Origin of the sequence: Streptomyces cellostaticus (assembly GCF_023630175.1) — a bacterium.
Classification (GTDB): domain Bacteria; phylum Actinomycetota; class Actinomycetes; order Streptomycetales; family Streptomycetaceae; genus Streptomyces; species Streptomyces cellostaticus_A.
The window spans coordinates 93,232-114,902 of record NZ_JALLIN010000014.1; the positions used below are offsets into that span (position 1 = coordinate 93,232).

Genomic DNA, 21,671 nt, shown 5'->3' on the forward strand with positions numbered 1-21,671 from the left:
CGCGCTGCGACTTTGGAGCGGCCCTGACGTGCGGATTTTAGGACGTGGGAGCGAGCGGGGCACGGGCGGTCCGGTGGCTGAACACCGGACCGCCCGCCGCCGGGCCGCTACTTCTCCGTGACGCCCGCCGAGTCGAACGTGGCCACCTCGTGCATCGCCCGTGCGGCGCTCTGCACCAGCGGCAGGGCCAGCAGGGCGCCGGTGCCCTCGCCGAGGCGGAGGTCGAGGTCGACCAGGGGACGCAGGCCCAGCTTGTTGAGCGCGGCCGCGTGGCCGGGCTCGGCGCTCCGGTGACCGGCGATGCAGGCCGCGAGGACCTCGGGGGCGATCGCGCGGGCGACCAGGGCCGCGGCGCCGGCGCTGACACCGTCCAGGATCACCGGCGTACGCAGGGAGGCGCCGCCGAGGAGCAGGCCGACCAGGGCCGCGTGCTCGAAGCCGCCGAGGGCCGCGAGGACGCCGATCGGGTCGGCCGGGTCCGGCTGGTGCAGTTCCAGGGCGCGGCGGACGACGTCGGTCTTGCGGGCCAGCGTCTCGTCGTTGATGCCGGTGCCCCGGCCGGTGACCTCGGCCGGGTCGGCGCCGGTGTAGACCGAGATCAGCGCGGCGGACGCGGTGGTGTTGGCGATGCCCATCTCGCCGGTGAGCAGCGCCTTGTTGCCGGCCGCCACCAGGTCGCGGGCGGTCTCGATGCCGACCTCGACGGCGGCCTTGGCCTCCTCGCGGGTCATCGCCGGGCCGGTGGTCATGTCGGAGGTGCCGCCGCGGATCTTGCGGGGCAGCAGTCCGGGCGTGGCGGGCAGGTCCGCGGCGACACCGACGTCCACGACGCACACCTCGGCGCCGACCTGGCCGGCGAAGGCGTTGCACACCGCTCCGCCGCCGAGGAAGTTGGCCACCATCTGCGCGGTGACCTCCTGCGGCCAGGGGGTGACGCCCTGGGCGTGCACTCCGTGGTCGCCGGCGAAGATCGCGACGGCCGCGGGCTCCGGGATCGGCGGCGGGCACTGCCGGGACAGCCCGGAGAGCTGGGCGGAGATGATCTCCAGCATGCCGAGCGCGCCGGCCGGCTTGGTCATGCGCTTCTGGCGCTCCCAGGCCTCGCCGAGGGCCTTGGCGTCGAGCGGGCGGATCTGTGCGACGGTCTCGGCAAGCAGGTCGTGGGGTTCCTCTCCGGGCAGGGCGCGGCGGCCGTACGTCTCCTCGTGCACCACCCAGGACAGCGGGCGCCGCTTGGACCAGCCGGCCTGCATCAGCTCGGGTTCGTCCGGGAACTCGTCGACGTATCCGACGCACAGGTAGGCGATGACCTCGAGGTGCTCGGGCAGGCCGAGGGCGCGGACCATCTCCCGCTCGTCGAAGAAGCTGACCCAGCCGACCCCGAGGCCTTCGGCGCGCGCGGCGAGCCACAGGTTCTCCACCGCGAGCGCGGCGGAGTACGGGGCCATCTGCGGCTGGGTGTGCCGGCCGAGGGTGTGGCGGCCGCCGCGGGTCGGGTCGGCGGTGACCACGATGTTCACCGGGGTGTCGAGGATGGCCTCGATCTTCAGTTCCTTGAACTGCTTGGCCCGGCCCTTGGGCAGCGACTTGGCGTAGGCCCCCCGCTGGCGCATGGCGAGCTCGTGCATGGCCCGCCGCGTGTCGGCGGAGCGGATGACGACGAAGTCCCAGGGCTGCGAGTGGCCCACGGAGGGCGCCGTGTGGGCCGCTTCCAGGACGCGCAGCAGCACCTCGTGCGGGATCGGGTCACCACGGAAGCCGTTGCGGATGTCGCGGCGCTCGCGCATCACCTTCAGCACGGCCGCGCGCTCGGCGTCGTCGTAGGCGGGCGCCGCCGGTCCGGCGGACCGTGCCGGTTCCTCCGCCCCGGTCGCGCTGTCCTCCTGGTCGGCGGCCGTGGTGCGCAGGTCCTCCGCGTCCTGTACGACGTCGGCGGCGGCCTCGGCGTCCGGCGCCGGCGGCGCCCCGGCGGGCTCGGCCTCGCGGGGCGCGGGGACCGTGGCCGCCGCCTCCTGCTGGTCCTGGGCGGGCAGCACGATGGGGTGCGCCGGGGTCGGTGCCAGGTGCGGTGTGGTCGGCACCTGGCCGTCCACGGGCACGAACTGCCCGAGCGGCTGCTCGGGGTCCGGCCGCAGCGGAACGGCGGAGGGCAGGGGCCCGGCCGGGTCCGGCCCCGCGGCGGGCGGGGGCGGCGACGCGGTCTCGGCGGCGGCCGGTGCGGGCGTCTCCGCGGCGGGCCGGAGCTGCGGGCCCGAGGCCGCGCCGGGGCCGGTGGGCGGGGTGGGCGTGCCGTCGCCGGCGGCGTCCTCGACGGCGTGGGGCCGGTGCTCCTGCGCTGGGGGCGCCGCGTCGCCGTCCGGCGTGGCGGGAGCGGTGATCTGCGGGCCCTGCGCCTGGGGGACGACGGGCCCGGGTACGGTCCCGGCGGCCGGCGGGACCGTACCGGCGTCGGGTGCCGTGTCGGACTCCGGCGCCGTGTCGGCCTCCGGTGCCGTGTCGAACGCGGGTGCCGTGTCGGCCTCCGGTGCCGGGGCCACGGGCTGTGCGGCCGGTACCGCTCCGGGGACCTGTGCCGGGTCGGGAGCCTCAGCCGGCTCGGGGACCTGGGCGGCCTCGGGCGCCGGAGCCTGATCGGGCACCTCGGCGGCCTCGGGCGCCGGAGCCTGATCGGGCACCTCGGCGGCCTCGGGCGCCGGAGCCTGATCGGGCACCTCGGCGGCCTCGGGCGCCGGAGCCTGATCGGGCGTCTGGGCCTGGTCGGAGACCTGGGCCTGGTCGGGCGCCGGCAGCGGCTCCGCGGCGGGGGCCGGTACGGCGGCACCGGCCTGCGCGGACACGGCGGACGGGTGCTCGGCGGGCGCCTGGGCGGCTTCGGGCGCCTCGACGGGAACGGGCCCGGGGGCCTGCGCGGGGACGGCCACGGAGGGCTGCACCGCTTCGGCCGACTCGGTCGCGTCCTGAGGTGCGACGGCCGCGGCCGGGACCGCATCCGGTGCCGCGACGGCGCCGGCGGCCTCCGGCCCGGCGCCGGACGGTACGTCCGTCCGCGCCGTGTTCCCATCCGGCTGGACGGGTTCGGCGGCCTCGCCGGACACCGCGGGCGCGGGTGCGGGAACCGCCTCCGGGACCGGTGCGGCCTGCGCCCGCGCGTCCGCGTCGGCCGGATCCGCGACGCCGTCGGCGTCCGGGCCGGCAAGCGCCTGGCCGGGCCCGGCGCCGTGGGCCCCGGCCACGGGTGCTCCCCCGGCCTCCGGCACCGGCGGCGCCGCCACGGGCGCACCGGGCGCGGCCGCGGCCTGCGGTTCCCGGCCGGCGTCCACCGCGAGCGGACCGCCCTCGGCACCCGGTCCCCGGTCCGCCGGAGCGGCGTACACCTCGTCCTGGCCGTGTGCGGGCTGGACCCCGTCCTGGCCGTGCACGTCCTGGGCCGGGACCGGAGCCTGGGGCTCCTCGGCTCGGGCCTGCGCGGTCACCTGGGTGGTGAGACGGGCCACCGCGGCCTGGGCGGCGCCGGAGACGTCGGCGGTGGGCTCGGGCCCACCGGCCGGAGCAACCGTTTCCGCAGCCGGCTCCCGAGCGTCGTCCCGGGCCACGGCGGCGGGCGCGGCGCCCCAGGGGGCCGCGCCCCGCGGGGCGACTGAGGGCAGGGCCTGGACATCGAGGTACTCGGGCCCGGTCGTGGCCGGTCCGGACTGCCGGACCGGCGCTCCGGCGGGGCCGCGGTCGGCGAGGGAGCGGACCGGGCCTGCGGAGGCGTTGGGGATCGGCGGGCCGAGGTGCAGCGGGCGGCGCGGCTGCTGTGCCGCCGTCGTCTCCTGGGAGGCGGAAGCGACCGGGGAACGGGGTGCGGACGCCGGTCCCGGGTCGGGCAGGCGGACGCCGCTGAGGTCGACCGAGCCGCTGTCCCGGCCGGCCGTCTCGTGCGGACCCGGCTCCCGGAAGGTCTCGACGACCGGTTCCGGCGCGGGCGGCGGAACCTCGTTGCCCCAGGCGCCCTGGGCGCCCGGCAGCAGCAGGTCTTCGTCCTCGGCGGGAAGCTCGGAGAGGTAGGTGTACGCGCCGTGCGCGGGGGCGCCCGGCTGCTCCACCATGCCTGCGCTCTCCGGCTGTCCCTCGGCCGGGACCTGGCCGGTGTCGGTCATGCGTACCCCTCGCCCATCGGTTAGTGCTTCTCTGCGACCAGCTCACCCGGAACGGCGCACCGACCGCCCCGTAGTGAAGAACGAGCGTGCGTGCCCAGCGGCACGAACGACCGCCCGGAAAAGGCGACAAAGCCATTCAGTGGCATTGTCCCGGCCGTTGCGCCGTCGCGACAGCGTGATCCGCGACAGCCCGCTGTGGACTGCGCCACGTTGCGCGTCCTCGGGTCACGCCGTACCACACCCACCCCAAAACTGGCGCGCTTTCCGGACATTGAGAACGAAGCTCCGGGCCACCGGTACGGCACAACGATCGGCCAGCCTACCGCGCGCGGTACGACAACAGGATCACGGGGCGCGATCGGCCAGCACCCCGCTGAGCAGGAACGCAACGTTCCGCTCGGTCTCCGTCCAGTCCCCGGTGTCCAGTTCGACGGACTGCAGCAGGGCGCACTCGACCCGGTATCCGTGCTCGGTCAGCCCGCGGCCCACGAGTTCGGCCTCGTCACGGGTCGCCGCGTGGGTGACGATGCGCTGCGGCCGGCGGTCGGCGACCGCGGAGACCACGGCCGCTCCCCCGCCGCCGACCCGTACGACATCGGGTTCGGGCAGGTTCTCGAGGACGTGCGGGGCGGTGCCGTGGACCACCTGGAGCTGGACGCCGAAGCGGCGCGCGGCCGCCTCGGTCCGGGCGCAGGCCTCGGGCAGCCGGTCGACGGCGATGACGGCGGCCCCGGCGCGCGCGGCCTCGGTGGCCAACGCGCCGCTGCCGCAGCCGATGTCCCAGACCAGGTCACCGACACGGGGGCCGAGACGGGCGAGTTGGGCGGCCCGCAGCGACTGGGTCTCGCCCTCGCCGAGACCGCCGTGCCCGCCGTACTCCTCGTCCGGCATCACCCACCCGCGGGGCCCGGTGCCCGGGTCGCGCCCGGCGATCCAGCCGCCGTCCTCGGCCCTCCCCGCCCGGCCGCCGACGACGATGACGACGTTGGGGTCGCGCCAGGTGTGGTCGGCGGCCTTGTCGGAGGTGACGACGGTGACCTGTTCGCGCTCGGTGCCCAGTTCCTCGCAGATGACGAAGGTCCGGTGCACCCCCTCCAGCAGGAGGCCGAGTTCGGCGGGTCCGGCGCCCGGCGAGGTGAGGACGGCGACCTTGGTGTGGGCCCGGCACACGTTGACGGCGCGGCGCAGGGTGCGCCGGTGGGCGACGACCACCTGGGCGTCGTCCCAGGGCATACCGGCGCGGGCGAAGGCGGCGGCCACGGAGGAGACGGCCGGGACGACCTCGACCTCGAGTCCGAACTCCGGTGCGCGCAGGGTCCGCACGACGCCGAAGAAGCCGGGGTCACCGTCGGCGAGCACCACCGCGGTACCGCGGTGCGCGGCGATACGGCGTGCGGCCAGGGCGACGCTGCCGAGGCGGACGCGCTCGGCGGCGGCGGGGATCTCGGGGAGCGCCAGATGGTGGGCCGCGCCCGCCACGAGCGTGGCGGCGCCGAGGGCGGCGCGTGCCGCTTCGGTCGGCGGCGAGCCGTCCCAGCCGATCACCGTGACCCGGTCGGCCATCGTCGTCAGTCTCCGTTTTCGCGGGTCGTCTGGGATACGGGCCCTGGGCGGGCCTGGCGGGCTCCGTGAGCGTACCCGGTGGAGCCTGCTGACGCGCGATGGGGGGCGGTGCGCGGCCGCGGGCGGTCCCGGGGTGTCAGTTCCAGTCGGAGTAGGAGCCGAAACCACCGGTGTCGGCGAACTGCCCGTCGCCGCCTTCGAGGTCCTCCGGAAGCAGGCTCCAGACGATGAAGTCGGTGCGGGTGTCGGTCCAGGTGCCGTCCGCGGTCCGGACGTGGACTATGCAGGCGTTGCGCAGCACGCCCTCGCTGATGCAGCCGATCTTCTGGGCGACCTGCTGGGAGGCCGCGTTGTCGGCGGCGGTGCGCAGTTCGATGCGCTCGAACTTCTGGTCGCCGAACAGCCAGTGGGCGGTGGCCAGCGCGGCCTCGGCCGCGTAGCCCTCGCCGCGGGCCCAGGGCGCGATGATGTACGACAGCTCGGTGGAGCGGATGTGCCAGTCGGTCCTGGCGAGCTGGACGACACCGACCAGGCGCTGGGTGAGGAACTCGGTGACCGCGAAGTCCAGCCCCCGGCCCGCGGCGCGTTCGGCGGGCGCGTACGCGGTGATCCAGTGCCGGGCGCCGTTCTCCGTGAACGGCTGCGGCACGTCGGTCCAGGCGGCGATCTGCTCGTCGTTCATCATCTCGGCCATCGCGGGCACGTCGTCCTCGTCCAGGGGTCGCAGCACCAACCGCTCCGTGCTGATGGAGACGTTGGGGAAGGTGCTACTCATGCGCCGCTCCGTAACCTTCGGAAAATCCTGCAGGGGCTGCTGAACTGCCCAGCATGCAGCATGAAAGCACCCAGTCGCACAACGGGGCCCACCCCGTGTGAGGAAGCGGACCCCGTGCGTGGCGATATGGGCTCAGAAGGACGGGATGACCGAGCCCTGGTACTTGTCCTCGATGAACTTCCTCACCTCGGGCGAGGTCAGCAGCCCGGCGAGCTTCTTGACCCGGGGGTCCTTCTCGTTGCCCTCCTTGACCGCGAGGAAGTTGCCGTACGGGCTGTTCTTCGCGGACTCGAGGACCAGCGCCTCCTTCGCGGGACTGATCCCGGAGGAGATGGCGTAGTTGCCGTTGATCACCGCCGCGTCCACGTCGTCCAGGGAGCGTGCGGTCTGGGCCGCCTCGACCTCCTTGAACTGGAGCTTCCCGGGGTTCTCGGTGATGTCCCGCGGGGTGGTCCCGGTGCCGGCGCCGTCCTTGAGGGTGATGAGCCCGTTGGCGGCGAGCAGCTTCAGGGCGCGGGCCTCGTTGACGGCGTCGTTGGGGACGGCGATGGTCGCACCGCTCTTCAGGGCGCCGGCCTTCCGCACCTTGTGGGAGTAGAGGCCGAGCGGCTCCAGGTGCACCGTGACGACGGGCGCGATGTGGGTGCCGCGCTTGTCGTTGAAGTCGTCCAGGTACGGCTGGTTCTGGAAGTAGTTGGCGTCCACCGAGCCGTCCTCGGTCGCCGTGTTCGGCGTGATGTAGTCGGTGAACTCCTTGACCTCCAGGTCGAGGCCCGCCTTCTTCGCCAGGTTCTTCTTGACGAAGTCGAGGATCTCGGCGTGCGGGGTCGGGCTCGCGGCGACGACCAGCGGGCCGTCGTGGTCGGAGGAGCCGGCAGAGTCCCCGCCGGAGCCGCAGGCGCTGAGCCCGAGGGTGAGGGCTCCGGCGGCGAGGACGGCGGTGGTGAGCTGGGCGGTGTTACGCACGAAAAGTGCCTTTCCTTATGGGTGGTGCGACCCCGTGACAGGTGGACGGGGGGTTCTGGGGGGGGCGCGGCGGTGCCGCTCAGGCGACCTCGGTGACGTCGGCGGCCGCGGGCTCACGGGCCTTGAGCAGGCGGAGCTTCGGGGCGGGGCCGGAGCGGGCGCCGCGGTGGTGCACGGCGCGGGCCGCGTAGTCGCCGGCGAACTGGACGAGGGAGATGACGACGGCGAGGATCACCACGATCACCCACATCAGGCCGGTCTCGAAGCGCTGATAGCCGTAGCGGACGGCGAGGTCGCCGAGGCCGCCGGCGCCGACGGTGCCGGCCATGGCGGAGTAGCCGATGAGCGCGACGAGGGTGGTGGTCGCGGAGGCGATCAGCGACGGCAGGGCCTCCGGCACCAGGACCTTGCGGACGATGGTGAGGGTGTTGCCGCCCATCGACTGCACGGCCTCCACGAGTCCGCCGTCCACTTCGCGGACGGCCGTCTCGACGAGGCGCGCGAAGAACGGGATGGCGCCGATGGCCAGCGGCACGATGGCCGCGTCACGGCCGATGCTGGTTCCGGTGACCGACCGGGTGAAGCCGGTCAGGGCGACCATGAGGATGATGAACGGCATGGAGCGGGTGATGTTCACGACCTGCCCGAGGACCTTGTTCACCACGACGTTCTGCAGCAGGCCGCCGCGCTCGCTGAGCACGAGCAGGATGCCGAGCGGCAGACCGCCGGCGACGGCGAGGAGCGTGGACCAGCCCACCATGTAGGCGGTGTTCCAGCACTCCGGCTCCAGCAGCGACCACATCTCGGACCAGGTCACTTCGCGCCCTCCTTCACCAGCACGGGCTCGTGGCCCTCGGGTTCGACCACGTCGATCTGCAGACCCTGCTCGCGCAGGAACCCGACCGGGACCACGTTGTCCTCCCAGCGGCCGGGCAGTTCGATGCGCATGCGGCCGACCTGGAGTCCGCCGACGGTGTCGACGGCGGCACCGAGGATCGATACGTCGATGTGGTAGGTGCGCGCGAGCCGGGAGACGACCGGCTGGGCGGCCGCCTCACCGTGGAAGGTGACGTCCAGGACGGTCCGGTCGGCGCCGGAGGCCCCGCCCCCGACCGGGAAGAGGGCGGAGGCCAGCGCGGAGCCCGGGGTGGCCAGCAGTTCGCCGACCGTGCCGGACTCCACGATCCGGCCCTTCGCCATGAGGGCGGCGGAGTCGCAGATCGACTTCACCACGTCCATCTCGTGGGTGATGAGGAGGACGGTCAGGCCGAGCTGCCGGTTCAGGTCGCGCAGCAGTTGCAGGATCGAGCGGGTGGTCTCCGGGTCGAGGGCGCTGGTGGCCTCGTCGGAGAGCAGCACCTTGGGGTCGCCCGCCAGGGCGCGGGCGATGCCGACGCGCTGCTTCTGGCCGCCGGAGAGCTGGGCGGGATGGGCCTTCGCCCGGTCGGCGAGACCCACCAGGTCCAGCAGTTCGAGGGCCTTGCGGGAGCGCTCCTTGCCGGACTTGCCGAGGATCTCCAGCGGCAGTTCGACGTTGTCCTGCACGGTCCGCGAGGAGAGCAGGTTGAAGTGCTGGAAGACCATGCCGATGCGGCTGCGCGCCCGGCGCAGCTCCCGGCCGGCCCGGGGGCCGCGGCCGGCGAGGGCGGTGAGGTCCTCCCCGGCGACGGTCACGGTGCCGGAGGTGGGCCGCTCCAGCAGGTTGACGCAGCGGATGAGCGAGGACTTTCCGGCGCCGGACTGGCCGATGACGCCGTGGACCTCGCCCTCGCGGACATGGAGATCGACGCCGTCGAGGGCGGTGACCTCGCGGCCGCGGGAGCGGTAGACCTTGGTCAGGCCCGATGTGGTGATCACTGGGATTTCCGTCACTGTCGAGTGCGCGGGCGTGGGTGTGCCCGGGCAGGGGTGCATGTCATTGCATTCGGTCAGGGACGCGGCACGGCTCTCGCGGTGGCGATGGAACCGGGGAGAACGTCGTGTGCGCGGTGGGGGTGCCCCACGCCGTTCGGGCAGTGGGGTGGGCGTCGGTCCACGGCGCCGCGGGGGCGGCGGGGACAGGCCGCGGCTCTCGCTTCGGGGCGCGAGGCTCAGGTGGTGCGGGGGCCCTCTAGAAGGCGCACATTCGACACATGCAGCGAGCACCGGGCGGCATGGTCGCCTCGGTCGCGGGGATGCGGCTGCTCGTCGTGGTCATGCGAGCAGTAAACCAGACCGGCGGTGCCGCCCGGTGACCGCTGTCCGCATGCTGGACGGCTGTGGACACCGGCGGGGACCCGCTCGGCCGCGGACGGAGATCTCCACGCCCTCGCCGGTGGCCAGTGCGGACAAGGCCGAGAGATCCCCGACCACCAGGTCGGCCCGCAGCTCCGCGGCCTGGTGCGTTGTGGCCAACGCCACGGTGGTCATACCGGCCGCGCGGCCCGCCTGGAGCCCGGCGGGGGCGTCCTCGAAGACCACGCAGCGGGCCGGGTCCACACCGAGCCGCCGGGCCGCCAGCAGGTGGGGCTCGGGGTCGGGCTTGCCGCGGGTGATGTCGTCGGCGGCGGCGAACGTCTCGGGCAGGATGCCGACCGCGTCCAGCCGGGCCTCGGCGAGCCGGCGGGTGGCGGAGGTCACGACGGCCCAGCGGTCGGCCGGCAGCGAGTCCAGGAAGGTCCGCGTCCCGGGCAGCAGCCGCACCCCTGCGTCCGGCACGTCCTCCACCTCGAGCTGCTCGACCCGCGCCACCGCCTCGGGGACCAGGCGGGCGGGCGGCAGGTCGGCGGCCATCTCCACCGCGGGCCGCCCGTGCAGTTCCACCCGCCCGAACTCCTCGGCCCGAACTCCTCGGCCGTGATCCCGTACTCCCGCGCCATGGGGTCCCCCCTTGGACGAAGCCTGTCGTAGTCCAAGGGAGGAGGGTCCAGCAGCGCTCGACGGACTCGAGGGAGGAGACCAGGGTGCCGTCGTTGTCGAACAGGAGGGCTCGTGCGTGGATCGTCATGGTCTGGACCCTGCGGCGTACACCGGGGCCGGCGGCGTCGGGTCGTTTCCGCCGTAATATGGTCACCGCATGCTCAATGGCCTGACGCTGGTGACCGGACTCACCGCGCTGCTGCTCGCCGCCTGGTGCGGCTGGGCCGCCTACCGGGACCAGCCGACCAAGGACTGGCACTTCCTCGGCATGGCCGTGGTGTCCCTGCTGGCCGCGGTGCAGCTCGTCGTCGGGGTCGTCCTGCTGGCGCGGGGCGAGAAGCCGGAGCAGGGCACGACGATCTTCGTGGCGTACCTGCTCGGGGCGTTCGCGTGCGTGCCGGCCGCGGGCTTCATGTCACTGGCCGAGCGGACCCGCTGGGGCTCCGTGACGGTGGCCGCCGGTGGCGTCGTCCTCGCCGTGCTGGAGGTGCGGTTGTATGACATCTGGGGAGCCTGAGATGACGGCGGTTCAGGAGAAGCCGGCCCGGCTGATCAGCGGGCCGGGGATGCTGCTGGTCTGGTTCTACGGGGTGATGGTCGTCGGCGCGGTGTCGCGCTCGGCGTACCAGATCGCGACCGACTTCGACCGGGCGCCGCTGGCCTACTCGCTGTCCGCGGTGGCCGGCCTGGTGTACGGGTTCATCACGTACTCGCTGGTCCGGGGCGGGGAGACGGCCCGCAGGGCGGCACTGGTGTGCTGTGCCGCCGAGCTCGCGGGCGTGCTGATCGTGGGGACGTGGACCCTGGCCGACCCCTCCGCCTTCCCGGACGCGACCGTCTGGTCCGACTACGGCATGGGGTACGTCTTCATTCCGGTGCTGCTGCCGCTGTCGGCGATGTACTGGCTGCGCAGGTCGCGCGAGCGCGTCACGCGGTAGTCGCGTAGGCGCCCGCCCGCTTCTCCAGGACGATCAGCTCGACCCCGTCGGCGCCCGTGGACCGGCCCACCGTCTCGTAGCCGACCCGCCGGTACAGCCGGAGGTTGCCCTCGCTGCGGTGCCCGGTGTGCAGGCGGAACCGGGTGGCGCCGCGCTGCTCGGACAGCGCCGTCTCGGCGGCGCGCAGCAGCCGCGCGCCGATGCCGTGGCCCTGGAGCCGCGGGTGGACGCAGAGCTTGCCGATGGCGGCCGCGCCGTCCTCGGTCACCTTGCCGCGCACCGAGCCGACCACCTCCTCGCCGAGCCGTGCGACGAACACGCAGTCGGCGGCCACCTCCTGGCGGACGGAGTCCAGGCTCTGCACGAGCGGATCGATGCGGTAGTTGCCGTACAGCGCCGCCTCCCTCTGGAAGCACAGGTACTGGAGCCTGAAGATCTGCTCCGCGTCCTGCTCGGTCGCCGCCGAGATGGTCACGCTCATGCCCATGTGCGCATGCCTCCCGCTCACCTGATCACCGGTCGTCCCCACACTCCTATCCCCGCGCTCCGCGGGCCGCAACCTCCGGTGCGAGCAATCGCCGCAGACAACCCAGACATCTGGAGCGTTCCGGCCCGAGACTGCCCTGTGAGATACCCAACTCCCCGGCGATTTCCCGGTATGTCGGGTCGGTCGGCGAGAGCAGTGCCTCCAGCAGGCGGGGGCAGCGCCCGGGCAGTCGGCCGACCGCTTCGCGCAGGGCGCGGTACCGGGCGGCGGTGAGGGCGAGCTGCTCCGGTCCGGGGCGCGCGTCGTCGGCCGGTTCGGCTCCGTAGGGCCGCTCCCGCCGGGTGGTGCGGCGGGAGCGGCGGGCCTCGGCGCGAACGGCGCCGCGCAGCCAGCCGTACGGGTCGGGCGGCGGCCCGGCGGCCGCCAGGCGCTCCAGCAGCCGCAGCCAGACGGCCTGTTCCAGGTCGGCCGGCTCGCTCCCGGCCGCCTGCGCCTCGGCGGACGCCTCGGCGCTGAGCAGGGGACCGAGGGCTGCCACCAGGTCGTGGGTCATGAGCGGAACGACGCGCCGCCCCGGTGCCGGGTTCCGGGACGGCGCACGCTCAGCCCGAAAGGGTGCGGGTTCACCGGGGCGTTGACGCGGCCCGCGGGATCAGCGGGCCAGGAAGTCGGCCCGGGCGAGCACACCGGTGTCGGCGTTGTCGGTGAAGACGCCGTCGATACCGGTCGCGAAGTAGGTGGCGAAGGCACCGAAGGGGTCACCGTAGGCGTCCACCTCGCCGCCCTTGCGGTACTCGGCCGGGAGGAAGGGGTTCTCGTTGCGCATGGTGTAGGGGTGCAGGACCAGCCCGACCCGGTGCGCGTCGGCGACCAGTGCGGTCGGCTCGGCGAGGGTGCCGTCCGCCTTCTTCGGGATGACCAGGTCCAGGGTGGGGCCGATGCCCTGGGCGTAACCGGCGATCTCCCGCAGGCCCTTGGGCGTGACGAGGTCGGCGACCGTGCGCGGGTCGCCCGTGTCCACGAAGTCGTAGGGGCGGCTGCTCGCCGAGGACAGCAGCACGACGAGCGGGTTGTCGACGAGCCGGTTGAGCCGCTGGACGCTGGTGGGCTCGAAGGACTGGAGGATCACCGGCGCGTTCCGGCCGTCCTTGCCGTGCTTGCGCAGCAGCTTCGCCACCCGCTCCTCCAGGCCGAGGCCCAGCTTGCGGAAGTAGGTGGGGTGCTTGGTCTCCGGGTAGATCCAGACCTGCCTGCCCCGCCTGCGGGTCTGCTCGTCCTGCCACCTCAGGACCTCTTCGAAGGTGGGGATCTCCCAGCGCCGGTCGTAGAGGGTGTTGTGCGGCCGGTTGGCGGGGATGCGCTCGACGGCGCGCAGCCTCTTCAGCTCGGCGAGGGTGAAGTCCTCCGTGAACCACCCGGTGGTGGAGACCCCGTCCAGCACCTTGGTGGTCCGGCGGCCGGCGAACTCGGGGTGCGAGGCGACGTCGGTGGTGCCGCCGATCTCGGGCTCGTGCCGGCACACGAGATGGCCGTCGCGGGTGGGCACCAGGTCGCCGGCCTCCACGACGTCCGCGCCGAGGTCGAGGGCCAGCTCGTAGGAGCCGAAGGTGTGCTCGGGGCGGTAGCCGCTGGCCCCCCGGTGGCCGATGATCGTCGGCACCGGCAGGCTCTTCAGCCCGCGCCCGCCGTGCGCGGCCGCCCCGGCTCCGGCAGCCCGGGCGGTGCCGGGCAGTCCGAGGACCGCCCCGCCCGCGCCGAGCACCGCCGCGCCGAGCACGGCCCGCCGTCCGCTGGTCCGCTGTCCCTCGTTCGCCCGGTCGCCGTCCATGCGGTCCATGCGCCCTCCTGCCGTTCGCTGCGTGTCCGTTCCCGGCGCTCCGGTTCCGGGGCGCCGGTGCGCGCCGATCGTAGGGGTGCCGGTGTGACCTGGGGGAGACCCCTGTTCGAACACGCGGGTGACACGGGATGTCCGGCGGACGGCGGGAAGTGACGGTGCGTCGGCATCGCCTTGCGCGGTGCGGGTAGCCGGACGGTACGGCCCCGCGCGACGTCCGTCACATCGCCCACCCGGACGCCGCACCCCGGTTCCGGTGCTTCACCGCAGGTAAACCAGTGTCAACAGTGCGTAAGACCTCGGTGAACCGCGGCTCCCCGATGTGCGCTTCCCCCGGAGCCGCGAGTAATGTCCTCACCTGCACAGACACATATCGCTCACCTCGACATCGGAGGACCCGTTGTCCCGCTTCGCGCTCATCAAGGCCGTGCTCGGACCGATCATGCGTCTGATGTTCCGCCCCCAGGTGGAGGGCGTGGAGCACATCCCGGGGGACGGGCCGGTCATCCTGGCCGGCAATCACCTGACCTTCATCGACTCGATGATCCTGCCCCTGGTCTGCGACCGCCAGGTCGTCTTCATCGGCAAGGACGAGTACGTCACCGGCAAGAGCCTCAAGGGGCGGCTCATGGCCTGGTTCTTCACCGGTGTCGGCATGATCCCGGTGGACCGCGACGGCGGCCGCGGCGGTGTGGCCGCCCTGATGACCGGGCGCCGCGTCCTCGAGGAGGGCAGGATCTTCGGCATCTACCCCGAGGGCACCCGCTCCCCCGACGGCCGCCTCTACCGGGGCCGCACCGGCATCGCCCGGCTCACCCTGATGACGGGTGCACCGGTGGTTCCCTTCGCCATGATCGGCACGGACAAGCTGCAGCCGGGCGGGGCGGGCATCCCGCGGCCCGGCCGGGTGACCGTGCGCTTCGGCGAGGCGATGGAGTTCTCCCGCTACGAGGGGATGGACCGCGACCGCTACGTGCTGCGGGCGGTGACCGACTCGGTGATGGCCGAGGTCATGCGGCTGTCCGGCCAGGAGTACGTGGACATGTACGCCACCAAGGCGAAGGCCGCGTAGCCGCTCCCGCGGCTACGCGGGTCGCCGCCGCGGCGGTTCCGGCCCCGGTGCGCCGCAGGTGCTTCCCGGCCGGTCACGCGGCTCCCCGAGCCCCCGAGGGCAGTCCCGCGGTCCCCGGCGGGCGCACGGCGCCGATCCACCGGGGATCACGGAACAGTGCCTGGCGGGGGCGCTCGCTCAGCCGGAGTTCTCCAGCCTCTGGCCCTTCAGCAGGAACCACGCCGCCGCCGACGTGGCGAGCAGGACCGCCGCTCCCGCGCCCGAGGCGAGCTGGAGGCCGTGGACGAAGGAGTCGCGGGCGGCGTCCAGCATCTGCTGGGCCGGGAGGGCCGGCATGTCCCCGGCGGCCTCCATCGCGCCGCCCAGTGACTCGTGGGCCTGGGCCGGGGTCCCCGCCGGGCCGGTGAAGCCGCGGTAGGCGCCCGTGACGATGGAGCCCAGCAGCGCGATGCCCAGTGCCGCGCCGAGTTCGTACGCCGTCTCCGAGACCGCGGACGCCGCGCCCGCCTCGTCCTTGGGGACGCCGGCGAGGATGACGTCGGCGGTCACCGTGAAGGAGAGGCCGGCGCCCACGCCCACGACGAGCAGCGCGGCGCCGAGCAGCGGGTAACCGGTCGACCGGCTCAGCGTCGTCAGCACGGCCAGTGCCGCACCGACCGCCGCCAGGCCGCCGGAGACCACCGCGCGTACCGAGAGGCGGCGCGCCGCGCGGCCCGCGACCAGGCCGGCCGCCACCGCACCCACGGCCGCCGGCAGTTCGGCCAGACCGGCCTCGAACGGGCGCCTGCCCTGGACGAGTTGCAGGTACTGGGAGAGGAAGAACACCAGGCCGGACATGCCCAGCACGGTCAGCAGGTCGGCGAGGACGGCACCGCTGAAGCCCCGGCGCCGGAACAGGCGCACGTCCAGCAGCGGGACCGGCATGGTGAGCTGACGGCGCACGAAGCCGTACAGGGCGGCCGCGCCCAGCAGGCCCGCGGTCAGCGCGACCGGCGTCGGGCCGTGCGCCGCGGCGTCCTTGACGGCGTACACGACGCCGATCATGCCGACGAGGGACAGCACGACACTGCTCAGGTCCCAGGGCCCGGGGTGGGGGTTGCGGGACTCGGGCAGCGTGCGGATGCCGACCAGGACCAGCACGGCCATGACCGGCAGGTTGATCAGGAACACCGAGCCCCACCAGAAGTGCTCCAGCAGGAAGCCGCCCGCGATGGGGCCGACGGCCGTGCCGGCGGAGGCGGTGGCGCCCCAGATGCCGATGGCGAGGCTGCGCTCGCGCGGGTCGTGGAAGAGGTTGCGGATGAGGGCGAGGGTGGCGGGCATCAGGGTGGCCCCCGCGACGCCGAGCAGTGCCCGCGCGAGGATCATCAGTTCGGGGGTGGCCGCGTAGGCGTTCAGGACGGAGACCGCGCCGAACGCCGTGGCACCGACGAGCAGGATGCGCTTGCGGCCGATGCGGTCACCGAGGCTGCCCATGGACACCAGCAGCCCGGCGATGACGAACGAGTAGACGTCGCCGATCCACAGCAACTGGGTGCCGGACGGGCGCAGGTCCTCGCTGATGTAGGGGGTGGCCAGGCCGAGGACGGTGGCGTCGACGGCCACCAGCAGCACGGCCAGGACGAGGACCGAGAGCGCGAGCCAGCGGCCCGGGCGCTTCACCGCCCCGCGCGTGAGGGCCGGCCGCAGGGTGCTGGTCATGATTCCTCTCTTCTTGGTGCGTCGTACGCACGCCGTGCGCCGCCGAGCAGCAGCTCGACGACCATGTGACTGAAGTCCTTGGCGGCCACCCGGCCCTCCGCGACCGCCCAGGCGCCGGAGGCCAGCAGGCCGTACAGCGCCTCGGCGAGCCAGGCCGGGGTGAGGTCGATGCGGAACTCGCCGCTCTCCTGGCCGCGCCGGAACAGGGCCGTGAGGCGCTCGTCGAGGCGGGTCCAGCCCTGGTTCTGCTCCTCGCCCTCGAAGAGCTGGTTCTCGGTGTAGAGGAAGGCGAGCAGGCCGGCCGCGGGTTCGAGGGCCCGGACCAGGCGGCGGACCGCCTCGGCCGCCGGCCCCTCGTCCAGGCGGGCCGCGTCCAGGGCGGCTTCGCACTCCGCGATGCCGAGCGCCTCCAGGGCCCGGACGAGGGCGTCGCGTCCCGCGAAGTGACGGTGGAGGGTGGCCCGGCTGATCCCGGCGGCCTTGGCCACCTCGTCCATGGTCGCGGTGGACTTGCGGGTCAGCAGGGCGGCTGCGCTGCGCAGCACGTGGTCACGATCGAGGGCCATGAGACAAGGATAACCCAGATGAGACACTCTTGTCTCATCGTAGGCATACGTGACTCATGACCGCTGGTCGGAGGCGGTTCGGAGAGGAGGTCCGTCAGTGCCAGGGGAGCTGCCCGCGCCGCTCCCAGTAGGCGTGCGGGTCCTCCACCAGCGTGGCGAGCCGGGTGAGCTGGTCCACGTCGAGGTCCACCACGGCCGCGTGCAGGTTGGAGGCGAGCTGTCCGAGGGTCGCGGCACCGGAGAGGACGACCCCGGCCCAGGGCCGGCGCAGGATCAGGGCGAGGGCGACGGCGTCGCAGCCGAGGCCGGTCTCCTCGGCCACGGCCTTCAGCATGTCCGGGGCGTGCGGCGCGGCGAGCCGGCCGTTGGCCATGCCCTCCTTGACGATCACCGTCAGCCCGGCGTCGTGCGCCTCGGCCAGCGCGGGCCCGGCCGAGGTCTCCAGGGCGTTGTACGTCGACTGGACGGTACGGAAGAGGGGCTCGCCCCCGACCGTCACCTCGAGCGCGGCACGGATGGCGTCGGCCTGGGCGGGGCCGCTGGTGGAGAAGCCGACGGTGAGACCGCCGGCGGCGGCCTCGGCGAGCCTGGCGTGGAGTTCCTTGTCGGTGAGGGCCGGGCTGTCCGGGGTCACCGAATGGATCTGGTAGAGGTCGAGCCGGTCGCCGAGGAGTTCGCCGGTCTCGGCGCGCTGCCGCTCGTACGTCGCCAGGCCGTGGTCCTTCACCTCGTGGCGTTCGGCGTCGGTGGACCAGCCGGCGGTGTAGGTGTAGCCCCACTTGCTGCCGACGACCACGTCGTCGACGTCCGGACGGGCGGCCAGCCAGCCGGCGAGGAACTCCTCGGAGCGGCCGTAGGAGCGGGCCACGTCGATGTAGCGCACACCCTGCGCGTAGGCGGCGTCGAGGAGTTCGTGGGTGCGCTCGCGCAGCGCCTCGGCACTGCGGTTCTCCCCGAGGTCCCGCTCGCGGCCGAGGTTGATGTAGCCGGGGCGGCCCACCGCGGCCAGGCCGAGGCCGATGTGGCTCGTCGGCGTGGTCGCTGCCGCGAGGCGGGCGAAGGACATCGCAGGCTCCGTTCGGTCGGCTCCGGTACGGCTTCGACGACCAACGTAACCCGCGACGACCTCCTGGTCCGCCCGACGGCCCGGCCGGATCGGCGCTTGGGCGAGGGCCGCCGCCCTACGACTCGCCGCGCGGTGCCCCGTGCGTCCTGCGGGGCGCCGTGGACCACGCGTGCTGCGCCGCAACGTCCGACCTGACCTCGGCGAGCTGGACGGCGACCGCGCCGGGCGCCGTGCCGCCGCGGCCGCTGCGGGAGGCGAGGGCTCCGGGGACGTCCAGGACCGAACGGACCTCCGGAGTGAGGTGGGCCGAGATCTTCGCGAACTGCTCGTCCGTGAGCTCGTCCAGCTCCTTGCCCTCGGCCTCGGCGACCTTGACGCACTCGCCCGCGACCTCGTGGGCCACCCGGAACGGAACGCCCTGCTTCACCAGCCACTCGGCGATGTCGGTGGCGAGCGAGAAGCCGGCCGGGGCCAGCTCCTCCATGCGCTCACGGTGGACCGTGAGGGTGGCCATCATGCCGGTGAAGGCCGGGAGCAGGACCTCGAGCTGGTCGCAGGAGTCGAAGACCGGCTCCTTGTCCTCCTGGAGGTCGCGATTGTACGCGAGGGGCAGGGCCTTCAGCGTGGCCATGAGACCCGTCAGGTTGCCGATCAGCCGACCCGACTTGCCGCGCGCCAGCTCGGCGATGTCCGGGTTCTTCTTCTGCGGCATGATCGACGAACCGGTGGAGAACGCGTCGTGCAGGGTCACGAAGGAGAACTCCTTCGTGTTCCAGATGATGATCTCCTCGGCGATCCGGGACAGGTCGACCCCGATCATCGCGGTGACGAAGGCGAACTCCGCCACGAAGTCACGGGAGGCCGTGCCGTCGATCGAGTTCCCGGCGCTGCCGCGCTCGAAGCCGAGGTCCCGTGCCACCGCCTCGGGGTCCAGACCCAGCGAGGAGCCCGCCAGGGCACCGGAGCCGTACGGCGAGACGGCCGTGCGCTCGTCCCACTGCCGCAGCCGCTCGGCGTCCCGGGACAGGGACTGGACGTGCGCGAGCATGTGGTGGGCGAAGAGCACCGGCTGCGCGTGCTGGAGGTGGGTGCGGCCGGGCATCGCCACGTCCGGATGGGCCTCGGCGAGGCCGATCAGCGCGTCCTGGAGTTCGGCGATCAGACCGCCGATGATCCGGGCGTGGTCCCGCAGGTACATCCGGAAGAGCGTCGCGACCTGGTCGTTCCTGGACCGTCCGGCGCGCAGCTTGCCGCCGAGGTCCGGGCCGAGGCGCTCCAGCAGACCGCGCTCGAGGGCGGTGTGGACGTCCTCGTCGGCGACGGTGCCGACGAAGGAGCCGTCCGCCACGTCCGCCTCCAGCCGGTCCAGCCCGGCGATCATGCGGGTCAGCTCGTCCTCGGTGAGCAGCCCCGCCTTGTGCAGCACGCGCGCGTGGGCGCGGGAGCCGGCGATGTCGTAGGGCGCGAGCCGCCAGTCGAAGTGGACGGAGGCGGACAGGTTCGCCAGGGCCTCGGCGGGACCGTCGGCGAAACGGCCGCCCCAGAGCCGTACGTCACCGCTGTTGCTGCTCACTTGCGTTGCTCCTCGGAAGTTCGTCTCTGTGCGACCGCCTCCCCACCCTTGCAGGCGGGGAGGCGGCTGTCCGGCGATGTGCGCGAAGGGAACCCCTGCGTGCGGGGTTACCCCAGGTCCCGCTTGGCGGCGATCTTCGACGACAGGCTGTAGATGTCGATGAAGCCCTTGGCCGCCGCCTGGTCGAAGGTGTCGCCGGTGTCGTAGGTGGCGAGGTTGAAGTCGTAGAGCGACGACTCCGAGCGCCGGCCGGTGACGACGGCGCGGCCGCCGTGCAGGGTCATCCGGACGTCGCCGGAGACGTGCTGGTTGGCCTCGTCGATGAAGCCGTCCAGGGCGCGCTTGAGCGGGGAGAACCACTGGCCGTCGTAGACCAGCTCGCCCCAGCGCTGCTCGACCTGCCGCTTGTAGCGGGCCAGCTCGCGCTCGACGGTGACGTTCTCCAGCTCCTGGTGGGCGGTGATCAGGGCGATCGCGCCGGGTGCCTCGTACACCTCGCGCGACTTGATGCCGACCAGGCGGTCCTCGACCATGTCGATCCGGCCGACGCCCTGGGCGCCGGCCCGCTCGTTGAGCTGCTGGATGGCCTGCAGGACGCTGACGGGCCTGCCGTCGACGGCGACCGGGACACCCTCCTTGAAGGTGATGACCACCTCGTCGGCCTCGCGCTGGACGGCCGGGTTGGAGGTGTACTCGTAGATGTCCTCGATCGGCGCGTTCCAGATGTCCTCCAGGAAGCCCGTCTCGACGGCGCGCCCGAAGACGTTCTGGTCGATGGAGTACGGCGACTTCTTGGTGGTGGCGATCGGGAGCTGCTTGGCCTCGCAGAAGGCGATCGCCTTGTCCCGGGTCATCGCGTAGTCCCGGACCGGGGCGATGCACTTCAGGTCCGGCGCGAGGGCGACGATGCCGGCCTCGAAGCGGACCTGGTCGTTGCCCTTGCCGGTGCAGCCGTGGGCGACCGTGGTGGCGCCGTGCTTCTGGGCGGCCGCGACCAGGTGCTTGACGATCGTCGGCCGGGACAGGGCCGAGACCAGCGGGTAGCGGTCCATGTAGAGGGCGTTGGCCTTGATCGCCGGGAGGCAGTACTCGTCGGCGAACTCGTCCTTGGCGTCGGCGACCTCGGCCTCGACGGCACCGCACGCGAGGGCGCGCTTGCGGATGACGTCCAGGTCCTCGCCGCCCTGGCCGACGTCGACCGCAACGGCGATGACCTCGGCGCCCGTCTCCTCGGCGATCCAGCCGATGGCGACGGAGGTGTCCAGACCGCCCGAGTAGGCGAGTACGACGCGCTCGGTCACGGGTTTCTCCTCACAGTGCATTCGCTGACATGCATGAGTATGCAGAACTCCGCATGATTCGTCAATCGCCGCTCGGCGAGTCGCGCCCCCGCCGCCCGCGGGGCGGCCGCCGGCCGGGACGGCCGCGCCGGGGCGAGGGCCGCACCCCGTACGCCAATTGCTTAGACAGGCGAAGAAATCGCGCCGATAATCACCGGACATGGGAAAGACCTACGAACGCGTGGACGGCAGGCTCCGGAAGTTCATCGAGGAGCAGCCCCTCTTCTTCACGGCGACCGCCCCCCTCTCCGGCGACGGGACGATCAACCTCTCCCCCAAGGGGCTGCGCGGCTCGTTCGCGGTGCTGGACGAACTCACCGTGGCCTACCTCGACTTCGCCGGCTCCAACGCCGAGACCATCGCGCACCTGCGGGAGAACGGCCGCATCACCCTCATGTGGTGCGCCTTCCAGGGTCCGCCGAACATCGTCCGGGTGCACGGCCGGGGCGAGCCCGTCTTCCGCGACGACCCGCGCTTCGCCGGGCTGCTCGCACGCTTCCCGGACATCGACCCGAGCACGCACGGACTGCGCGCGATCGTCGTCGTGCACGCCGAGCTGGTCCGCGACACCTGCGGCTACGCGGTCCCCCACATGGCGTACGAGGAGGACCGCGACCTGCACGGCAAGCGGTTCGGGCGGGAGGACGACGCCTCGCTGAGCGCGTACTTCACCGGGAAGGAGCACGTGGCGACGAGCCTGGACGGACTACCCGGACTGCCGTTGCCCCTGCCCCCGTCCAGCGTCTGAAC

General features: G+C 73.3%; 18 protein-coding genes and 1 pseudogene. 4 read left to right on the forward strand and 15 right to left on the reverse strand.

Annotated elements, in window-relative coordinates; all coding sequences use genetic code 11:
- Positions 1–107 precede the first annotated feature (107 nt).
- The 7 genes and pseudogenes from cobT to MXD57_RS11640 form a co-directional block, all read right to left on the reverse strand.
- The gene (gene cobT, locus MXD57_RS11610) at positions 108–4,142 is read right to left on the reverse strand and encodes a nicotinate-nucleotide--dimethylbenzimidazole phosphoribosyltransferase (RefSeq protein WP_250401276.1); all 4,035 of its coding nucleotides are present in this window, start codon (positions 4,140–4,142) and stop codon (positions 108–110) included.
- Between the two features lie 345 nt (positions 4,143–4,487).
- The gene (gene cbiE, locus MXD57_RS11615) at positions 4,488–5,705 is read right to left on the reverse strand and encodes a precorrin-6y C5,15-methyltransferase (decarboxylating) subunit CbiE (protein WP_250401277.1); all 1,218 of its coding nucleotides are present in this window, start codon (positions 5,703–5,705) and stop codon (positions 4,488–4,490) included.
- Positions 5,706–5,841: 136 nt separating this feature from the next.
- On the reverse strand, positions 5,842–6,480 hold the full coding sequence (locus MXD57_RS11620; protein ID WP_250401278.1) for a GNAT family N-acetyltransferase: 639 nt from the start codon (positions 6,478–6,480) through the stop codon (positions 5,842–5,844).
- Between the two features lie 132 nt (positions 6,481–6,612).
- On the reverse strand, positions 6,613–7,446 hold the full coding sequence (locus MXD57_RS11625) for a MetQ/NlpA family ABC transporter substrate-binding protein (RefSeq protein ID WP_250401279.1): 834 nt from the start codon (positions 7,444–7,446) through the stop codon (positions 6,613–6,615).
- Positions 7,447–7,525: 79 nt separating this feature from the next.
- The gene (locus tag MXD57_RS11630) at positions 7,526–8,263 is read right to left on the reverse strand and encodes a methionine ABC transporter permease (protein WP_250401280.1); all 738 of its coding nucleotides are present in this window, start codon (positions 8,261–8,263) and stop codon (positions 7,526–7,528) included.
- Entirely contained in the window at positions 8,260–9,303 is a 1,044-nt protein-coding gene (locus tag MXD57_RS11635) for a methionine ABC transporter ATP-binding protein (protein WP_250401281.1), read from the reverse strand. Before MXD57_RS11635 ends, MXD57_RS11630 begins: the two co-directional genes overlap by 4 nt.
- A gap of 429 nt (positions 9,304–9,732) precedes the next feature.
- A pseudogene (locus MXD57_RS11640) lies at positions 9,733–10,432 on the reverse strand (HAD-IA family hydrolase); the annotation flags it as partial.
- Between the two features lie 69 nt (positions 10,433–10,501).
- Here MXD57_RS11640 and MXD57_RS11645 point away from each other — a divergent pair.
- Entirely contained in the window at positions 10,502–10,861 is a 360-nt protein-coding gene (locus MXD57_RS11645) for a hypothetical protein (RefSeq protein WP_250401282.1), read from the forward strand.
- Between the two features lies 1 nt (position 10,862).
- Positions 10,863–11,282 carry a hypothetical protein gene (locus tag MXD57_RS11650; protein WP_250401283.1) on the forward strand — a complete coding sequence of 140 codons (420 nt, stop codon included), beginning with the start codon at positions 10,863–10,865 and terminating at the stop codon, positions 11,280–11,282.
- Here MXD57_RS11650 and MXD57_RS11655 read toward each other — a convergent pair.
- The 3 genes from MXD57_RS11655 to MXD57_RS11665 all read right to left on the reverse strand — a co-directional run bounded on the left by MXD57_RS11655 (position 11,272) and on the right by MXD57_RS11665 (position 13,606).
- Positions 11,272–11,769: a GNAT family N-acetyltransferase gene (locus MXD57_RS11655; RefSeq protein WP_250401284.1), complete on the reverse strand. Its 498-nt coding sequence runs from the start codon at positions 11,767–11,769 to the stop codon at positions 11,272–11,274. The two genes, MXD57_RS11650 and MXD57_RS11655, sit on opposite strands and share 11 nt — an antisense overlap.
- Positions 11,770–11,815: 46 nt before the next feature.
- Complete coding sequence (locus tag MXD57_RS11660; RefSeq protein ID WP_250401285.1) at positions 11,816–12,322, reverse strand: sigma-70 family RNA polymerase sigma factor; 507 nt, start codon at positions 12,320–12,322, stop codon at positions 11,816–11,818.
- A gap of 99 nt (positions 12,323–12,421) precedes the next feature.
- Positions 12,422–13,606 carry a glycerophosphodiester phosphodiesterase gene (locus tag MXD57_RS11665; protein WP_250401286.1) on the reverse strand — a complete coding sequence of 395 codons (1,185 nt, stop codon included), beginning with the start codon at positions 13,604–13,606 and terminating at the stop codon, positions 12,422–12,424.
- 397 nt (positions 13,607–14,003) lie between these two features.
- Here MXD57_RS11665 and MXD57_RS11670 point away from each other — a divergent pair, with 397 nt between their 5' ends.
- Entirely contained in the window at positions 14,004–14,675 is a 672-nt protein-coding gene (locus tag MXD57_RS11670) for a lysophospholipid acyltransferase family protein (RefSeq protein WP_250401287.1), read from the forward strand.
- Positions 14,676–14,852: 177 nt separating this feature from the next.
- Here MXD57_RS11670 and MXD57_RS11675 read toward each other — a convergent pair whose 3' ends face one another.
- The 5 genes from MXD57_RS11675 to MXD57_RS11695 form a co-directional block, all read right to left on the reverse strand.
- Positions 14,853–16,376 (reverse strand): MFS transporter, encoded by a 1,524-nt coding sequence (locus MXD57_RS11675; RefSeq protein ID WP_250401288.1) that lies wholly within the window; start codon positions 16,374–16,376, stop codon positions 14,853–14,855.
- Positions 16,373–16,942, reverse strand: coding sequence for a TetR/AcrR family transcriptional regulator (locus MXD57_RS11680; RefSeq protein ID WP_250401289.1), 570 nt, complete (start codon positions 16,940–16,942; stop codon positions 16,373–16,375). Before MXD57_RS11680 ends, MXD57_RS11675 begins: the two co-directional genes overlap by 4 nt.
- Positions 16,943–17,036: 94 nt before the next feature.
- Positions 17,037–18,008: an aldo/keto reductase gene (locus tag MXD57_RS11685; RefSeq protein ID WP_250401290.1), complete on the reverse strand. Its 972-nt coding sequence runs from the start codon at positions 18,006–18,008 to the stop codon at positions 17,037–17,039.
- A gap of 115 nt (positions 18,009–18,123) precedes the next feature.
- Positions 18,124–19,581: an argininosuccinate lyase gene (gene argH, locus MXD57_RS11690; protein ID WP_250401291.1), complete on the reverse strand. Its 1,458-nt coding sequence runs from the start codon at positions 19,579–19,581 to the stop codon at positions 18,124–18,126.
- A gap of 107 nt (positions 19,582–19,688) precedes the next feature.
- Entirely contained in the window at positions 19,689–20,882 is a 1,194-nt protein-coding gene (locus tag MXD57_RS11695; protein WP_250401292.1) for an argininosuccinate synthase, read from the reverse strand.
- Positions 20,883–21,081: 199 nt separating this feature from the next.
- On the opposite strand from MXD57_RS11695, the gene MXD57_RS11700 reads away from it, so the two are divergent.
- Complete coding sequence (locus MXD57_RS11700; RefSeq protein WP_250401293.1) at positions 21,082–21,669, forward strand: pyridoxamine 5'-phosphate oxidase family protein; 588 nt, start codon at positions 21,082–21,084, stop codon at positions 21,667–21,669.
- Positions 21,670–21,671 lie beyond the last annotated feature (2 nt).